General features: G+C 71.3%; 9 protein-coding genes. 4 read left to right on the forward strand and 5 right to left on the reverse strand.

Translation table 11 applies throughout. The annotated features are described in order from the left end of the window. Positions 1–68 precede the first annotated feature (68 nt). The 3 genes from CCN51_RS20975 to CCN51_RS20985 form a co-directional block, all read right to left on the reverse strand. A complete protein-coding gene (locus CCN51_RS20975; protein ID WP_014173341.1) occupies positions 69–965 on the reverse strand; it encodes a 2-hydroxy-3-oxopropionate reductase in 897 nt (298 codons plus the stop codon). A 69-nt stretch (positions 966–1,034) separates the two neighbouring features. Next, positions 1,035–1,865: a hydroxypyruvate isomerase family protein gene (locus CCN51_RS20980; protein ID WP_014173340.1), complete on the reverse strand. Its 831-nt coding sequence runs from the start codon at positions 1,863–1,865 to the stop codon at positions 1,035–1,037. Further along, positions 1,865–2,254, reverse strand: a complete 390-nt coding sequence (locus CCN51_RS20985; RefSeq protein WP_014173339.1) for an allophanate hydrolase-related protein — start codon at positions 2,252–2,254, stop codon at positions 1,865–1,867. Before CCN51_RS20985 ends, CCN51_RS20980 begins: the two co-directional genes overlap by 1 nt. Positions 2,255–2,588: 334 nt before the next feature. Between CCN51_RS20985 and CCN51_RS20990 the strand changes: the two genes are divergently transcribed. Together CCN51_RS20990 and CCN51_RS20995 are read left to right on the forward strand one after the other, a co-directional pair. Beyond that, positions 2,589–2,855, forward strand: coding sequence for a DUF3311 domain-containing protein (locus CCN51_RS20990; RefSeq protein WP_238545267.1), 267 nt, complete (start codon positions 2,589–2,591; stop codon positions 2,853–2,855). After that, positions 2,852–4,348 carry a sodium:solute symporter family protein gene (locus tag CCN51_RS20995; protein ID WP_014173337.1) on the forward strand — a complete coding sequence of 499 codons (1,497 nt, stop codon included), beginning with the start codon at positions 2,852–2,854 and terminating at the stop codon, positions 4,346–4,348. Before CCN51_RS20990 ends, CCN51_RS20995 begins: the two co-directional genes overlap by 4 nt. 83 nt (positions 4,349–4,431) lie before the next feature. On the opposite strand, the gene CCN51_RS21000 is transcribed toward CCN51_RS20995, so the two are convergent. Both CCN51_RS21000 and CCN51_RS21005 read right to left on the reverse strand, forming a co-directional pair. Then, positions 4,432–5,889, reverse strand: coding sequence for an MBL fold metallo-hydrolase (locus tag CCN51_RS21000; RefSeq protein ID WP_014173336.1), 1,458 nt, complete (start codon positions 5,887–5,889; stop codon positions 4,432–4,434). 201 nt (positions 5,890–6,090) lie between these two features. Beyond that, positions 6,091–7,251: an ATP-grasp domain-containing protein gene (locus CCN51_RS21005; protein WP_014173335.1), complete on the reverse strand. Its 1,161-nt coding sequence runs from the start codon at positions 7,249–7,251 to the stop codon at positions 6,091–6,093. 294 nt (positions 7,252–7,545) lie between these two features. On the opposite strand from CCN51_RS21005, the gene CCN51_RS59270 reads away from it, so the two are divergent. Both CCN51_RS59270 and CCN51_RS21015 read left to right on the forward strand, forming a co-directional pair. Next, positions 7,546–10,440, forward strand: a complete 2,895-nt coding sequence (locus tag CCN51_RS59270; RefSeq protein ID WP_078610297.1) for a helix-turn-helix transcriptional regulator — start codon at positions 7,546–7,548, stop codon at positions 10,438–10,440. 58 nt (positions 10,441–10,498) lie between these two features. Further along, positions 10,499–17,636: type I polyketide synthase (locus tag CCN51_RS21015; protein WP_143675857.1), on the forward strand; the 7,138-nt coding region annotated here is incomplete at its 3' end.

Below are 17,636 nucleotides of genomic sequence, written 5' to 3' on the forward strand. Positions count from 1 at the left end.
GGATGCTCCTGTCGGTCGGTACATCGAAGTCGGTACATCGAAGAGGCGTGGGTTGTGTTGGTGCGGGTTCAGCGCGGGTCGCGGCCGGCCAGCCGCTCGACCCCGCGCAGCAGCGCGGAGTGGTCAAGGCCGCCGTCGCCGCAGGCACGGGCCGAGGCGACCAGCTGGGCGACCACGGCTCCCACGGGCAGCGGCGCACTCACCGCACGTGCGGCGTCGGTGACGATGCCCATGTCCTTGTGGTGCAGATCGATCCGGAAGCCGGGCTTGAAATCACGGCTGAGCACCGCGCCCCGCTTACGGGCCAGGACGGTGGAGCCGGCGAGGCCGCCACCGAGGACTTCCAGCGCCGCCTCCAGGTCCACTCCGGCGTTCTCCAGGAACACCACGGCCTCGGCCAGCGCCTGGAGGTGGATGGCGACCATCAGCTGGTTGGCGGCCTTGACCGTCTGTCCGGCCCCGTGCGGGCCCACATGCACGATGGTGGTGCCCAGCGCCTCGAACACCGGCCCGGCGTCGGCGAAGTCGTCCGGATCGCCGCCGACCATGATGGACAGCACGCCCTCGATGGCGCCTGCCTCTCCGCCGGACACCGGGGCGTCGAGCGTACGCAGGCCCTTGTCCCGCGCGGCGGCCGCCACCTCCAGCGAGGTCTGCGGGGTGATGCTGCTCATGTCGATCAGCAGGGTGCCGGGCGCGGCGTGTTCCAGGACGCCGCCCTCGCCGAGGACGACCTCCTTCACCTGCTGATCGGCCGGGACCATGGTGATCACGACCTCGGCGTCGGACACCGCCTCGGCGATGCTGTCGGCGCCCCGGCCACCGGCTGCGACCAGGGTGTCGGTGGCCGCACGGCTGCGGTTGTGTCCGGTGACGGTGTGTCCGGCCCGTACCAGGTTGGCGGCCATCGGGCCGCCCATGATGCCCAGGCCGATGAAGGCGATCTTCCGGGAAGTGGCACTCATCGTAGGTTCCTTCGTGTCATCGGTGTGTGGTCGGGGTTGTCCGGGTGGTCGCGGGCGTCCCGATCCCGGTCAGGCGTGGCGGTCGCTGCCGCGCCGTTCGCGCGGGAGCCAGTCGAAGCTGTCCGCGGTCGGGCCCTCGGACTTGTACTCCAGGCCCACCCAGCCGGCGTAGCCCACGGCCTGGAGGTCGGCCAGCAGCCCGTCGAGGTCCAGCCCTCCCGTACCGGGCGCTCCCCGCCCGGGCGCGTCCGCGATCTGTACGTGTCCGATGCGGTCGGCGTGGGCGGCGATGGCACCGGCCACGTCGTCTCCGTTGACGGCGAGGTGGTAGAGGTCGGCCAGGAGGCGGAGGTTGCGGCTGCCGGACTCGGCCGCCACCCGGTCGATGACGGCGAGCGCGTCCGCGGCGGTGCGCAGCGGATACGCGGGGGCGCCGCTGACCGGCTCCACCAGGACCGTGCCGCCGATGCGCTCGACGGCCTTGGCCGCCAGCGCCAGATGCTCCACCGCGAGGTCGTCCTGGTGCGCCGGGGCGACGCCGTCGAGCCGGTTGCCGTACAGGGCGTTGAACGACCGGCAGCCCAGTTGCTCACCGATCGCCACGGTGACGTCGATGTTGTCGCGGAACTCCGCTGCCCGGGCCGGCCAGGACACCAGGCCACGGTCGCCCCCGGGCATGTCCCCGGCGAAGAAGTTCAGCCCGGTCAGCCGGACACCGGCGTCACGCACCGCCCGGACGAAGGCGTCGGCCTCCGCATCCGTCGGCACGGCCGTCGCGTAGGGCCACCAGAACTCGACCGCGTCGAACCCGGCGGCCTTCGCGGCGGCCGGACGCTCCAGCAGCGGCAGTTCGGTGAAGAGGATCGACGCGTTGACGGTGTAGGGAAGTCGGTGCTTCATCAGTTCTCCCGGCCGAGGCTCTTGAGGTACGGACGCCAGCCGCCGAAGGCGGTGATCTCCTTGTGGATGCCCTTCTCCAGCTCGCCACGGCGAAGAACCATCGAGAAGGACGACGAACCGTCCTGGAGCCGGATGATGCCGAACTCCAGCTCCGGCGGCTCGGAGGGCAGCAGATGGTCGCGCAGCACCTCATCGGGGACGTCGTAGACCTCGCCGTCCATCACGGTGTCGACGCCGGGGTCGGGCAGCAGCCCGGGGCAGGTGTCCCGGATCGAGAAGAAGCGGTAGCCGGAAGCGGTACGGGTCCGCGCCACGAGCGGGGCTCCGCGCAGGTGGTGATGGAAGGGGCCGCCCTCCATTGCCTGACCGTTGAGGAACATGCGTGCCATGGGGATCTCCTTCGGGAGACGAGTGGCTTCTGCGATGCGGATATTATTTTCTGCATCATGGAATAACAACCCCCCTCGCCTGCTCTCGTCTGTCGCTCCCCGCGGGCGCCTCGCGCCGCGCCCCGCCGACTCGTCGATGCTGTGGCGGGGCTCGGGTGGGAGAGTGCGTCGGTGGCGGTGAAAAGCCTTGACAGGTCCTTGAGGTGGACCTATACATCTGCCAATTGAAAAATTGTTTCCGCATGGTGAAAAGCCTGCCTCGTCTCGTCTGCCGGCAAGGCATGTGTTGGCAAGGCATGTCCATGCGAGGCGTCCCGGCGGCACCGCACGAGACGTGCCACCCACCCCAGACGGCCTCGCCCCATCAGCGGTGTACGGCCCGGCCCAGGAGGTTCTCGACGTGAAACCCATCCATCTGCTCGGCGCGATCCCGTTCATCGGGATCCTCGGCGGGATCTTCTTTGCGAACCGGGTGACGCCCTACGTCCTCGGTATGCCGTTCATCCTCTTCTGGCTGGTCATGTGGGTTGTGCTGATCTCGGCAACCATGGCCGTCATCTACCGTCTGGACCCGGCGAACCGGGAGGAGCAGAACGCATGATCGCCCTCGCCATCATCTTCGTCTTCCTCCTCGCGGCCCTGGGCCTGGGCCTGCGCGCCCGCCGCGGCAGGGACATGGATCTCGAACAGTGGTCGGTGGGCGGCCGCGGCTTCGGGACGGTCTTCGTCTTCCTGCTGCTGGCCGGCGAGATCTACACGACCTTCACCTTCCTGGGCGCCTCGGGATGGGCCTACGGCAAGGGCGCACCCGCCTACTACATCCTCTGTTACGCCTCACTGGCCTACGTCCTGTCGTACTGGCTGCTGCCGGCCGTGTGGCGCTACGCCAAGCAGCACCGGCTGATCTCGCAGTCCGACTTCTTCGTCGCCAAGTTCAACAGCCCGCTGCTCGGCGCGCTGGTGGCCCTCGTCGGAGTCGTCGCGATGGTGCCCTACCTCGTCCTGCAGCTGAAGGGGCTGGGGATCATCGTGTCCGTCTCCTCCGACGGCCGTGTCTCCTCCCACTGGGCCATTGTGATCGGCACGGTGGCGCTGACCCTCTACGTGACCATCTCCGGCATCCACGGCTCGGCCTGGACCTCGGTGCTCAAGGACGTCGCCATCCTCGCGATCGTGCTGATTCTGGGCATCTACCTGCCGATGCACTACTACGGCGGCATCGGGGAGATGTTCCGGGCAGTGGACCAGGCCCACCCTCAAGCCCTCACCCTGCCCTCGAGCGGTATGAGCACATCGTGGTTCGCATCCACCGTGCTGCTGTCGGCGGTCGGCTTCTATATGTGGCCGCACACCTTCAGCGCCTCCTACAGCGCCCAGAACGAACGCGTCTTCCGCCGCAACGCCATCTTCATGCCGCTCTACCAGCTCATCCTGCTCTTCGTCTTCTTCGTCGGCTTCACCGCCATCCTGGTCGTGCCCGGCCTCAAGGGCGCCGACGCGGACCTGTCCCTGCTGCGCATCACCACCGCCACCTTCCCCTCGTGGTTCGTCGGCATCGTCGGTGGCGCCGGGCTGCTCACCGCGCTGGTCCCCGGGTCCCTGCTGCTCATGACCTCCGCGACCTGCCTGGCGAAGAACGTCTACCGCCTCGCCCGGCCCCACACCAGCGACCGGCACATCGCCCGTCTCGCCCAGCTGCTCGTACCGGCCCTCGCCCTGATCTCCCTCTACTTCACCTTCAACGGCGGCAGCTCGATCGTCTCGCTGCTGCTCATGGGCTACGCACTGGTCACCCAGCTCTTCCCCGCCCTGCTGGCGAGCCTCGCGCCACGGCAGATCGTCACCAAACAGGGAGCGGCCGCGGGCATCGTCGTCGGCGTCACCACGGTCGCCGTCGTCACCCTCTCCGGCGTCACGGTGGGCAGCCTGCTGCCGGGGCTGCCGCAGGCGGTGAAGGACCTCAACGTAGGTGTCATCGCCCTCGTCCTCAACGCCGTGACGATGGCCGCCGTCTCCGCCGTCACCCGCACCGCGAGCCCGGCCACCGCCGTCCGCCTCCGGCCCGAATCCGAAGCCACGGCCGGCACCGGCTGACCCGACCCGCCCCTCGGGCCGGGACCGCGTGCGGGCGGTCCCGGCCCGTCGGCCCGTCGGCCCGTCGGCCCGGAACAGGCTATCTACGAAGGGGGGACCCATGGCCCTCGTGTCATGGGCGCGGCGTGCTCGAAGGCGTCGTCGACGAGTACGACCTGGCGGCCCGCGGCGGCCAGCAGGGAGGCCGCGATCGCGGCCCGGAAGCCGCTGTGGCAGTGCACCCAGATCTCGGTGTCCGGCAGGGCTGGAAGGGTGTGGGGCAGTTCGGGCAGCGGTATGTGCCGGGCGCCGGGCAGATGTCCGCGACGCCACTCGCCGCCGTTCCTGACGTCCAGGATTTCCATCGGCCGTCCGGCCAGGGCGGCGGCCAGGGTGGTGAAGTCCGCGCGCGGGTAGGAAGTCAGCCATCGTGGGCCCGCCCATTCCAGCGGGTTTCCGGTGGCGACGGCCGCGGGATGGTCGAAGCCGATCCGTAGGAGCTCCGTCCTGACGGCTTCCAGCTGTTCGTCGTCGGCCGCCAGCAAGGTGACCGGGGCATCGAACGGCACCAGCCAGCCCAGATAGGTGGCGAGGGCCCCGCGGGCGTCGATGTTCACGGTGCCTCGCAGATGGGTGTGCGCGAATTCCGCGCGTGGCCGTACATCCACCACCCACTCCCCGGCCGCGACGCGGTCGGCCAACTCGGTCAGATCGGCGGAGCGGGGGGTGCCGAGGTCGGCCAGGGGTGTCGGCCCGCCGGTATTGATCGTGGCCATCCGGCGGTAGTACGTGGGGTAGGGCTCGAGGCCGGACAGGGCGCTGGAGACAAAGGCGTCCTCGTCCAGCGTGAAGACGGGATTGGTGGCACGTTCGCGGCCGATCGTCGAACGCTCGACCGCGCCGGCCGTCGCCGCCGCACAGAAGCTCCCGAAGCCATGGGTCGGCAGGAGCACGGTGTCATCGGGCAGCACCTCGGCGAGATGGCGGGCCGACCGGTACTGCCGACGGGCCAGTGGCTCGGCCATCCCCGCCCCCATCAGATCGGTGCGCCCGGTCGTCCCATACAGCACCGACCCCCCGGTGCAGACGAGCCGCGGCACGCCACCACGGAGTGCGAACGCATACGCCACATGATGGTCGGTGTGCCCGGGCGTGGCGATCACCTGGATGCTCAAGTCCCCGGCCGGGATCTCGTCCCCGTCGCCCGTCCGTACGGCGTCGAAGCCCAGCTCGGGACCGGCCGGCACCACGTAGACCGCGTCCGAGTGGCGGGCCAGTTCCAGACCGCCCGTGACGTAGTCGTTGTGCACATGGGTCTCCACCACCGCGCCGAGCCGCCAGGCCCGCGAGTCGAGCACGGCGGTGATCCGCTCGATGTCACGCTGAGGGTCCACCGCGACCGCGACCGTGCCATCCGTGATCAGGTAGCTGCGATTCCCGAGGCTGAGCGTCGCGAGCTGGACGACTTCCAGATCTTCGGGCAGCGTCGCCGACGGCCGCAGCTCGCCGGCCATGACCCGACCGCCCGCCTCGGTCCGGACCGAGGCGTCGCGCTCCGGCACGGCCGCTCCGTGGCGTCGGCCGCCCGCCTCAGCCGCTGGGCTCCCGGACACTTCCGCTCCCTATCGACGTTCGGCAATAGGTGATTCCAGGACAACTCTCGACGCCTCGGCAGTCAACTCCGCGCGGGGCCGCTCACGCCTCGAGCCGGGCGGCCGGCGGTGCGGATCATCATCTGCCGTCGTCAGCCAGGCGTACGCCTTCTACGCGCCGTCGGCCTCGTTGAATCGCACGATGTCGTCCATCGTTTGGTGCAGTTTCAGCTCATCCGGGTCGGAGACGATGGCCTGTCCGACGCGGCCGTACGGTCCGGCCGGTGCGTCGGGTGAATATTGGATCTCGTCGAAGAGGAAGTTGCGCTCGAAATCCTTCTGGGTCAGGTTTCCGTCTTTGGGGCGACGTAGAAGTAGGTACCCGTAGAAGCGGTCCGGTGCACTGCTGTCCAGTGTTTCGGTCACCTCTTCCCCGAGTGCCAGGCTGATCTCGACGTCAAAGAGATCGACGTCGAATGTCAACTTATTGACCTGGGGAGACAGCGCCCCTGGGAGACGGATGGCACACTCACCAAAAGTCAGTCCCGATTCTTCCGTGAATGCTTCCAGGTGGAAGACGCAATCGGGCGGGTTCAGGCCGGCGAGCGCCTGCCTGGCAAGTGTCTCTGCTTGCTGGAAGAGTGCTGAATGCCGTCTCCTGTCCAGCACATGCGCGGCCAGGACGCCGCCCTGTACGGCACTGAGTGGTGAAATGTGGTTACGGCTGATGGATGACCACCGGAGGTCGCCGTTCTTCCAGATGCCGTCGATATAGACTTCCGGGGCGTCAATGAAGGACTCGGCGACGATCTCGACATCTGACTGGCCTGAGAAAAGCTTCAAGGCCTGCGCATACTCCTCCGGCGAGCGGATGATGTTCGTACGGAGGGCGCTGGCCCCGGTCGCCGGCTTGATGACGAACGTATCCCCGAGATCGTCGGCGAGATCCGCGAACGAAATATCCCTGGATACGTACCGGCAGCGCGCTCGCTTGATCTGAGGCGGCAACTTGCTCTTCTGCAGGTACTTGTCCCGGAAGCAGAGAGTCGCCGCCGAGTCCGTATTCCCGGGGAGGCTCATCTGTTGCCGCACATAGGCTGCCCCGAATACGCCCATCTCATGGATGGTCAGCACCCCTGCTACATCATCAAGGCGAGCGGAGAGCACGGCCCGCAATATTTCCTGGGCGTTCTCCATGTCGATGACACGCCTGAAACGCCGACCCGCCGGCGTGTTCACCGGCGCCTGCACGATATAGAAAGGCTCCAAACCTCGGCGCTGCAGTGCGTGGTCGAGACCGTCCCTATGTCCGATGACAATCATCGTCGGCATTTCTTGTCTCCCCTTGTTACGGCTGGCCGAAACCTTGAGGCGAACACCGTGGCATCATTCCATGGCGATGCGGAAATGTGGCCTGTGATGTGAGCCACAAGTTGATCTCAGTAATAAGTGGCATGGGGTCGCTTATTCCATTGCTGCATACCTGGGTGTATTAGCCCGGGCCGGCGGAGGGCGGCGAGTGGCGCTCCGCCGACGTACGAGGGCGACTCCGCCGGGACTCGAGCGAACCCGCACACACTGCGGTCCGGAACCAGTCATGATCCGTGACAGCAGTCCTGGAGGGCCATGCTCATTGACCGGAGCGCTCACATAGAGCTGGCGGAGGCGACGCTTCATGAGAGTGCGGCAGGCGATTTCCGGCTGTTGGTCGCCGAGGGCGGGCCGGGGTGCGGCAAGAGCGAATTCCTGAAGCGGTTCCTGGGGATCGCGGCCGAATCCGGTGCCGTGGTCCTTGACGCGCCCGGTCTGCCCGGCGAGAGCGGCACCCCGCTCGGCCTCGTACGACGGCTGGCCGAGCACCCGGCGCTGCCGGACCGGACCCGCGAGCGGCTGCGACTCGCTCCGTCACAGGACGGGCCCCGGGCGGTGGAGCGGCTGTGCGGGGCGCTGTGCGCGCTCTCCGCGTCCGCACCGCTGGTGATCGCGGTCGACGATCTGCACCACGCGGACCAGGCGTCGCTCCGGCAGCTGCTGCATATCGCCCACCACGCTCGCTCGGCGAAGATCCTGCTGATCGGCACGGAGAGCCCGTCCGGCATGGACAGCCCGTACAGCGGCACAGAGCGCCCGTATGGCACAGAGCGCCCGTACGGTCGGGAGCGCCCTTACGGTCGAGGCGGCGACCCGCTGCTCGGCGCCGAACTGCTGCGCCACCCCGGTTTCCGGCGCATCACGCTCGACCCGCTCGGCCCCGAAAGCGTGGCCAGGCTGGCCGCCACGCTCGGCGACCAGCCGGTGGACGGCCGCCTCGGCGCCGAGTGCTACGCACTGACCGGCGGCAATCCGCTGCTGCTGCGGGCCCTGCTGCAGGATCGGTGGGCGGTGCCGGACACCGGTGGCCGGGCGCCTCGGCCCACCGCCGGGGGACCCTTCCACCAGGCGGTGGCGGCCTGCCTGGCCCGCACCGGAACGCCCATCCGCGACGTCGCCGGCGCACTGGCCGTACTCGGGCCGTCCGCCACACCCGCGTTGCTGAGCCGACTGCTGGGACTGGACGCGACAGCGGTCGACCACGCCCTCCAGGTACTGGAGCTGAGCGGCTTGACGGATGGACACCGCTGCCGGCACCCGGTCGTCGCAGCGGCAGCTCTGGACCATCTGGACGCCGCCGACCGGCGGTTGCTGCACGAGCGCAGCGCCCTGCTGCTGCACGAGCAGGGTGCCCGGGCCACCGAGGTCGCCGACCACCTGCTGGCCGCCCAGCCCACGGTCCCCTCCTGGGCGGTCGCCGTACTGCGCGACGCCGCCACCCAGGCCCTGGTCGACGACGACGCACCTGCGGCGATCAGGTATCTGGACCTCGCCTGCCGCGCCTGCCAGGAGCCGCCCCAGCGGGCCGCGACCCGGATCGCGCTCGCCGCCGCCACCTGGCGGGTCAACCCCTCCGCCGCCGAACACCACCTCGGCGACACGCTCGCCGACCTGCACACCGGCACGCCGACGGGCAGTGACGCGGCCCTGCTCGTACGGCTGCTGATCAGCTGTGGCCGACTGGAGGAGGCGGGCCGGGCACGGGCCCGGCTGCAGACGGCCGACCACCCCGGCAACGACCCTGACAACGGCCCCGGACCGGACCCGGGCGCGGACCCGGGCGCGGGCCCGGACACGGACCCGGGCGCGGTGCGACCGTCGGTGGTGCACCCCTGCCCCTGGCCCATCGCGTCCGACGAGAGCCGGCCGCGGCCCTCGTCCGACACCGCCGCCCCCCGCGAGCCCTGGGACGAGACTCCCGGCCCCGGCGCGGCCGCCGCCGTCTGGGGCATCCCCGGCCCCGGCACCAGCGAGGCCGCCGCGGACGAGGCCGAACGGCGGCTGCGCGCCTGCCCGCTGCTGGACGGCACGCTGGCGGTGGTGGCCAACGCCGTACGGACCCTGCTGCGGGCCGGCCGTACGGCCGATGCCGACGAGTGGTGCCACCGGCTGCTCAAGGAGGCGACGGCCCGGCGCTCGCCCGGCTGGCGGGCGGAGTTCCTTGCCATCCTTGCCGAGATCGCCCTGCGCAAGGGCGTGCTGACGGACGCCGAGGAGTGCGCCCGGCAAGCGCTGGCCTGCCTGCCCGGCCGCGGTGGCAGTGTGCTCGTCGGAGGTCCGCTCGCCTGCCAGGTCCACGCCTATACCGCCATGGGCCGGTACGACGACGCGACCCGTGTGCTGCACCACCCGGTGCCGGGCGCGCTGTTCCAGAGCGTGTACGGCCTGGCGTATCTGCGCGCCCGCGGCCACTACCACCTGGCCACCGACCACTGCCGCGCCGCACTCGGCGACTTCCTGGCTGCCGGCCGTATGGCACAGCGCTGGGGCCTGGACCACCCCGCCGTGCTGCCCTGGCGCACCGACAGCGCCCAGGCGTTCCTGCGACTCGGCGAGCGCGCCAGGGCGGCGCGGATGATCACGGAACAGCTGTCCTGTGCCCACCTGTGGAGCGATCCGCACACTCGTGGCGTCTCACTCAGGCTCCGGGCCCGGGTCGCCGCGGCGCCCGAGCGCCCGCATCTGCTCACCCAGGCAGTCGAGGTGCTGCAGCGGTCCGGGGACCGGCTCGAACTCGCCCGGGCGCTGGCCGACTTAGGTGCCGCATACCGGAGCGTCGGCGAGTCGATCCGGGCCAACAATGTGCGGCGCAGGGCGTGGCGGATGGCCGAGGAGTGCGGCGCCAAGGCGCTGTGCGACGCCATTCTGCCCTGGCAGGCGATGTGCGGCGGGGACCGGCCGGACCTCCCCGGCCGCGACCAGGGAGCGGGACTGAGCGAGTCGGAAATGCGTGTGGCCATCCTTGCCGCCAACGGCAACTCGAACCGTGAGATAGCGCTTCAGCTGTGCGTGACGATGAGCACGGTCGAACAGCATCTGACACGGGTGTACCGCAAGCTGCGCATCAGCCGCCGCCAGCAACTGCCAAAGAGTCTGATCGGTCCGGTGGGGACACCGGCGACGGACCGCAGAGAGCTGTCCTCGCTCTGACGAGCCGTCCGAACACACCGTCCGTGATGCCACGGAGGTCCACAGGTTGGAGATACCGATGGCCGCTGGCCACGACAAGGTGATCGAGGCGCTGCGGGCGTCCCTCAAGACCAACGAGCGGCAGAGGGAACAGATCCACCGGCTCACTACGGCGGCGCGGGAACCCATCGCCATCATCGGCATGGCCTGCCGCTATCCGGGCGGAGTGGGATCGCCGGAGGACCTGTGGGAGCTGGTGGCCGCCGGTCGTGACGCCATCGGCACCTTCCCCGAGGACCGGGGCTGGGACGTGGAGCGGCTGTACGACCCCGATCCGGAGCGGGCCGGCACCTCGTGTACCCAGCATGGCGGATTCCTGTACCAGGCAGGGGAGTTCGACCCCGGTTTCTTCGGGATCAGCCCGCGCGAGGCGCTGGCGATGGACCCGCAGCAGCGGCTGCTGCTGGAGATCTCCTGGGAGGTGTTCGAGCGGGCCGGGATCGACCCGGCCTCGGTGCGCGGCAGCCGCACCGGGGTGTTCGCGGGCGTCATGTACCACGACTACGGCTCCCGGCTGCACACCGTCCCCGAAGGCTTCGAGGGCTATGTCGGCAACGGCAGCGGCGGCGGCGTGGCGTCCGGCCGGGTCGCCTACACCCTCGGCCTCGAAGGCCCGGCCGTGACCGTGGACACCGCCTGCTCCTCCTCGTTGGTCGCCCTGCACCTGGCCTGCCAGGCGCTGCGGGCCGGCGAGTGCTCACTCGCCCTGGCGGGCGGGGTGACGGTGATGTCCACCCCCAGCCTGTTCGTCGAGTACTCCCGGCAGCGCGCGCTCGCGGCAGACGGCCGGTGCAAGGCGTACGGGGCGGGGGCGGACGGCACCGGCTGGGCAGAAGGCGCCGGGATGCTGCTGGTGGAACGGCTCACGGACGCACAGCGCCTCGGCCACCGGGTGCTGGCGGTGGTCCGGGGCAGCGCGGTCAACCAGGACGGCGCGAGCAACGGCCTCACCGCCCCCAACGGCCCCGCGCAACAACGGGCCATCCGGCAGGCACTGGCGAGCGCCGGGGTGTCGGCGTCCGAGGTCGACGCCGTGGAGGGGCATGGGACGGGGACGCGGCTGGGCGATCCGATCGAGGCGCAGGCGTTGCTGGCGACCTACGGTCAGCAGCGGCCCGCGGACCGGCCGCTGTGGCTCGGGTCGATGAAGTCCAACGTCGGCCATGCGCAGGCGGCCGCCGGCGTGGGCGGGATCATCAAGATGGTGATGGCCATGCGGAGCGGGACGCTGCCGCGCACCCTGCACGCGGACGAGCCGTCGCCACACATCGACTGGGACTCGGGCGCGGTACGGCTGCTGACCGAGCCGGTCGCCTGGCCGGAGCGCGACCGGCCCCGCCGCGCCGCGGTGTCCTCCTTCGGGGTCAGCGGCACCAACGCCCATGTGATCCTCGAGGCCGCATCGCAGACGGCGCCGCAGACGGATTCCGCGTCGCAGGCGGAAACCGACGACGCTCCCGCACCGCACGGCGCGCCGGGCCATGCCGTGGCGGGGCCGCTGCTCTGGCCCTTGTCGGGCGCGACGGCCGAGGCGCTGCGGGCCCAGGCCGGGGAGCTGCGTCGCTTCGTGGCGGCCGATGAGCTGCTGCGCCCCGCCGACGTCGGGCACACCCTGGTCTTCGGCCGCTCGGACCTCGCACACCGCGCAGTCGTCCTCGGCTCCGACCGGGAAACCCTGCTGCGCGCTCTGGACACTCTGGCAGGGGAGGGGCCGGACGACGGCTCGGTCGTACGGGGCATGGCGGCCGCCGGGGCCGGTGCGGGCGTGGTGTTCGTCTTCCCGGGACAGGGCGGCCAGTGGGCCGGCATGGGGCTGCGGCTGCTGGAGACCTCGTCGTTCTTCGCCGAGCGGATGGCGGAGTGCGAGGCGGCGTTGGCACCGTATGCCGACTGGTCGCTGCTCGACGTTCTGCGCCGGGACCCCGGGGACCCGGTCTGGGAGCGGGCCGATGTCGTCCAGCCGATGCTGTTCTCGGTGATGGTGTCGCTGGCGCAGCTGTGGCGCTCGTACGGCGTCGAACCGGACGCCGTACTCGGCCACTCCCAGGGCGAGATCGCCGCCGCCCACATCTGCGGCGCGCTGACCCTGGACGACGCCGCGAAGGTTGTCGCGCTGCGCAGCCGGGCCCTGCAGACCCTGCGCGGTTCGGGCGGCATGGCCTCCGTACCACTGCCGGCGGACGAGGTCACCGGGCTGCTGCGGACCGCATGGCCGGACCGGCTGTGGGTGGCCGCCGTCAACGCCCCCACGGCCACGGTGATCTCCGGCGACGCGGACTCTCTGGCGGAGGCGCTGGAACACTACCGGGACCAGGGCGTCGAAGCGAAGCGGGTCCCGGTCGACTACGCCTCCCACTGCCCGCATATCGAAGCCGTGGAGCAGGAGCTGCTGGGCCTGTTGCGGGGGATCGCTCCAAGGGCCGCCGACATCCCCTTCTACTCCACCGTGGACAACCAGTGGGCCGACACCATGGGACTCGACGCCCGGTACTGGTACCGCAATCTGCGCCGGCCCGTACGCTTCGCCGAAGCGCTCCGCGCCCTCGGCGCCGCCGAGTACCGGACGTATGTCGAGGTCGGCCCGCACCCCACCCTCACCCCCGCCATCGAGGACACCACTGAGGCCGCCGGCGTCGCGGCCACGGTTGTCGGATCCCTGCGCCGCGGCGAGGACGACGCCCACCGCATCCTGACCTCGCTGGCCCGGGCTCATATTCATGGCCTGCCCGTGGCGTGGGACCGCCACTACCGGGCGCTCGCCCCCGAGGCGAACCATGTCGACCTGCCCACCTACGCCTTCCAGCGCCGCCGCTACTGGCTGGACGCCCCGGCGACCACCGGGGACGTGACGGCCGCGGGGCTGGCCCCGGTCGGACACCCACTGCTCGGCGCGGCGGTCGGACTCGCCGAGGGCGACGGATATCTGCTCACCGGCCGGCTCGCCCCGCACACCCACCCCTGGCTCACCGACCACGCGGTCGCCGGCACCGTCCTGCTGCCGGGCACCGCATACGTGGAACTGGCCGTGCACGTCGGCGGACACCTCGGCTGCCCCCGGCTGGAGGAGCTCACCCTGCACGCCCCGCTCGTCCTCCCCGACACCGGCGGCGTGGCGCTCCAGGTGGCCGTCGGGGCACCGGACGAGACCGGCCGCCGCGCACTGAGCGTCTACGCACAGCGCGACGACGACCCCGCGTGGGAGGGGGCGGCCCGGGGCGCGTGGACACGGCATGCGACCGGCACACTGGCGGCCGAGGCCCCGACTGATGGCATCAGCGGTGCCGACGGTGCCGGGACCCTGGCGGGGGCGTGGCCTCCGCCGGGCGCGGAGCCCCTGGACATCAGCGGCCTCTACGACACGCTGGCCGCCGCAGACTTCGGCTACGGCCCGGCCTTCCAGGGGCTGCGCGCCGTCTGGCGGCAAGGCGAGGAGACCTACGCCGAGGTGCGGCTCCCCGACCAGGTGGCCGCCGACGCCCCACGCTTCTGCCTCCACCCCGCGCTGCTCGACGCCGCGCTCCACCCGCTGGCACTCGACAGCGGCCGAAGCGAGGAGAATCCAGCGGGACATGGCCTGCTGCCGTTCGCCTGGCGCGGCGTCAGCCTGCGCTCCCCGGGCACACCGACGCTGCGCGTACGGCTGCGGCCGCAGGGCCCGGACTCGATTGCCGTCGACGTGGCCGACGAGACGGGCGCGCCGGTGGCCTCGGCCGAATCGCTCACGCTGCGGCCGGTGGCCCTGGAGGACCTGCGGGCCCTCGGCGGCCAGGCGGGCGACACCCTCTACGCCCTGGAGTGGACCGCCGCGCCCGAGCCCCCGGCGACGGCCCTCGGGCGGTGCGCTGTGATTGGCCAAGCCATTCCTGGATGGGCTGCCGCGCTGGAGACGGCGGCAGCGGGGCCCGTACGGCGGTACCCGGACCTTGCCGGACTGGTGACGGCCCTGGACGCGGGCGATCCGCCTCCGGACCTGGTGTTCGTGGGCTGCCCTCCGGCTGCCGCCGGGCCCGACGACACGACGGTCGCCGACGTCCACACCGCCCGTACCCGTGTCCGTACCCGACAAGCGCTGGACCTGCTTCAGGGCTGGCTCGGCGAAGCGCGGCTGGCCGGCGCGAGGCTGGTGCTGGTCACCTGCGGCGCGGTGGCCACCGGGCCGGCGGAGGGAGTGATGGACCTGGCGGGCGCGGCGATCTGCGGACTGGTGCGATCCGCGCAGGCCGAGGAGCCCGACCGTATCCTCCTGGTGGACCTGGACGCGGCCGAGGAGTCGTGGGCGGCGCTACCACGGGCGGTCGCGCTGGGCGAACCGCAGATGGCCATCCGGGCCGGCCAGCCGCACATGGCCCGGCTGGTTCGAGCCGACACCGAGGGGGGCGCCCTGCTCACGCCGCCACAGGGGAGCGGCGGCTGGCGGCTCGACTGCGCCGACGCGGGCACGGTCCAGGGGCTGGCGCCTGTGGCGTCCTCGGCCGACCGCGACCCGCTGGGCCCGCACCAGGTACGGATCGAGGTGCGTGCGGCCGGGCTGAACTTCCGCGATGTCCTGGTGGCCCTGGGGATGGTCCCTGGGCAGCGGGGGCTGGGCAGCGAGGGCGCCGGGGTGGTGCTCGAAGCCGGGCCTGAAGTGGCCGACCTGGCGCCCGGGGACCGGGTGATGGGCGTGTTCGCGGATGCGTTCGGCCCGTTCGCGATCGCCGACCGGGCCACCGTGATCCGCGTCCCCGACCACTGGACCTTCGGCCAGGCCGCCGCCGTCCCCGTCGTGTTCGCCACCGCCTATTACGGGCTGGTGGACCTGGCAGGACTGCGCCCGGGTGAGTCGGTGCTGGTGCACGCTGCGGCCGGCGGAGTGGGACTGGCCGCTGTCCAACTGGCCCGCCACCTGGGCGCTGAGGTCTACGCCACGGCGAGCCCCGGCAAATGGGACACCCTACGCGCCCACGGCATCCCCCCGGAGCGCATCGCCTCGTCCCGCACCCTCGACTTCGAGAGCCGGTTCACCGGCCGGAACATCGACGTCGTCCTCAACTCCCTGGCCCATGAGTACGTCGACGCCTCGCTGCGCCTGGTGTCCGGCGACAGCGGCCGGTTCCTGGAGATGGGCAAGACCGACCTCCGCGACCCGGAGGAGGTGGCGCAGGCGTACCCCGGTGTCGCCTACCGGGCGTACGACCTGATGGAGGCCGGACCCGAGCGCATCGGGGAGATCCTGCGCACCGTGTTGCGGCTGTTCGACGAGGGCGTGCTCACCCCGCTGCCGCTCACCTGCTGGGACATCCGGCAGGCCAGGGATGCCTTCCGCCAACTCCAGCAGGGCCGCACCGTCGGAAAGAATGTGCTCACGCTGGACCGCACCCCCGACCCCGACGGCACCGTCCTCATCACCGGTGGCACCGGTACCCTCGGCGCCGCGCTCGCCCGCCATCTCGCCGCCACCGGCCGAGCACGGCATCTGCTACTGATCAGCCGCCGTGGCCTCGATGCGCCAGGCGCTCCCGAACTCATCGCTGAGATTGACGAGTTGGGCGCCACGGCGACCGTCGCCACCTGCGACGTCGGCGACCGTGCCGCGCTCGCCGAACTGCTCGGGCGGATCCCCGCCGAGCACCCGCTGACCGCCGTCGTCCACGCCGCGGGCACCCTCGACGACGCCACGCTCGGCTCCCTCACCGCGCGCCACCTCGACACCGTTCTGCCCGCGAAGGCCGATGCCGCCTGGCATCTGCACGACCTGACCTGCCGGCTGGATCTGGCCGCGTTCGTGCTGTTCTCGTCCGCCGCGGGTGTCCTGGGCTCGCCGGGGCAGGGCAACTACGCCGCCGCCAACGCCTTTCTCGACGCGCTCGCCTTCCAGCGACGGGCGATGGGACTCCCCGCCGTGTCCCTGGCATGGGGACTGTGGGAGGAGGCCAGCGGAATGACCGGCCACCTCGACCAGACCGACCGCACCCGCATGGCCCGCGTCGGCCTCCGGCCACTGGCCACGGACGAGGCCCTGGCGCTGTTCGACAACGCTCTCGTCGACGGCCCACCGCTGCTGCTCCCGGCCCGTATCGACACCAAGGCGCTACGGGGCACCACCGCACCGCCCCTGTTCCAGAGCCTCGTACGCCCCACCACCGGCCACCGGCCACGCCCCGCGACACCCGACGGCCGCTCCTCCCTCCGAGCCCGGCTCGCCGGGCTCGACCCCGCCGCACAGCACGAGGTCCTGCTCACCCTCGTCCGCGGCCACGCCGCCACGGTCCTCGGCCACCCGAGCCCCGACGCCATCGCCCGCGAGGCGGCCTTCCGTGACCTCGGCTTCGACTCCCTCACCGCCGTGGAGCTCCGCAACCGCCTCAAGGAGGCAACCGGCCTGCGGCTCCCCGCCACCATCGTCTTCGACCATCCCACTCCTGCCGCTCTCGCCCAGCACCTGCGGGACGGCCTCATCGGCGGCGCCGATACGGTCACCCTGGCTGCGGCTCCTGCTCCGAGCAAGGTGGCGATGGTGGCGGATGAGGCCATCGCGATCATCGGCATGGCCTGCCGGTATCCGGGGGGCGTGCGGTCGGCCGAGGGGCTGTGGGATCTGGTCGCCTCCGGCACCGACGCCATGAGCGGATTCCCCAGCGACCGCGGCTGGGACCTCGACCGCCTCTACGCCCCCCAGGACCAGGACGTGCCGGGCACCACATACACCCGCCACGGGGGCTTCCTCCACGACGCGGGCAAGTTCGACGCGGGATTCTTCGGCATCGGCCCACGTGAGGCGCTGGCGATGGATCCGCAGCAGCGGCTGCTGCTGGAGACCTCCTGGGAGGTTTTCGAACACGCGGGAATCGACCCCTCGTCGGTACGGCGGAGCCGGACCGGAGTCTTCGCCGGTGTGATGCCGACGGACTACGGCCCCCGGCTGCAAGACACCGTGGCCGAGGTCGAGGGCTATGTCCTCACCGGAAACTCCGGCAGCGTCGCCTCGGGCCGTATCGCCTACACCTTCGGCCTGGAAGGCCCCGCGGTGTCGGTGGACACGGCGTGTTCGTCGTCTCTGGTGGCGTTGCATCTGGCGTGTCAGGCGCTGCGTGCGGGGGAGTGCTCCATGGCGCTGGCCGGCGGGGTGACGGTGATGGCGACGCCTGGTGCCTTCGTGGAGTTTGCGCGGCAGCGGG

Source organism: Streptomyces milbemycinicus (assembly GCF_002154605.1).
Taxonomy (GTDB): domain Bacteria; phylum Actinomycetota; class Actinomycetes; order Streptomycetales; family Streptomycetaceae; genus Streptomyces; species Streptomyces milbemycinicus.

Bases quoted from the DNA above. Each gene is read 5' to 3' on its own strand.
- CCN51_RS21005 (WP_014173335.1), bottom strand. From the start codon at position 7,251: ATGCCGACGATGATTGTCATCGGACATAGGGACGGTCTCGACCACGCA.
- CCN51_RS20980 (WP_014173340.1), bottom strand. From the start codon at position 1,865: ATGAAGCACCGACTTCCCTACACCGTCAACGCGTCGATCCTCTTCACC.
- CCN51_RS20975 (WP_014173341.1), bottom strand. From the start codon at position 965: ATGAGTGCCACTTCCCGGAAGATCGCCTTCATCGGCCTGGGCATCATG.
- CCN51_RS20995 (WP_014173337.1), top strand. From the start codon at position 2,852: ATGATCGCCCTCGCCATCATCTTCGTCTTCCTCCTCGCGGCCCTGGGC.
- CCN51_RS59270 (WP_078610297.1), top strand. From the start codon at position 7,546: ATGCTCATTGACCGGAGCGCTCACATAGAGCTGGCGGAGGCGACGCTT.
- CCN51_RS20985 (WP_014173339.1), bottom strand. From the start codon at position 2,254: ATGGCACGCATGTTCCTCAACGGTCAGGCAATGGAGGGCGGCCCCTTC.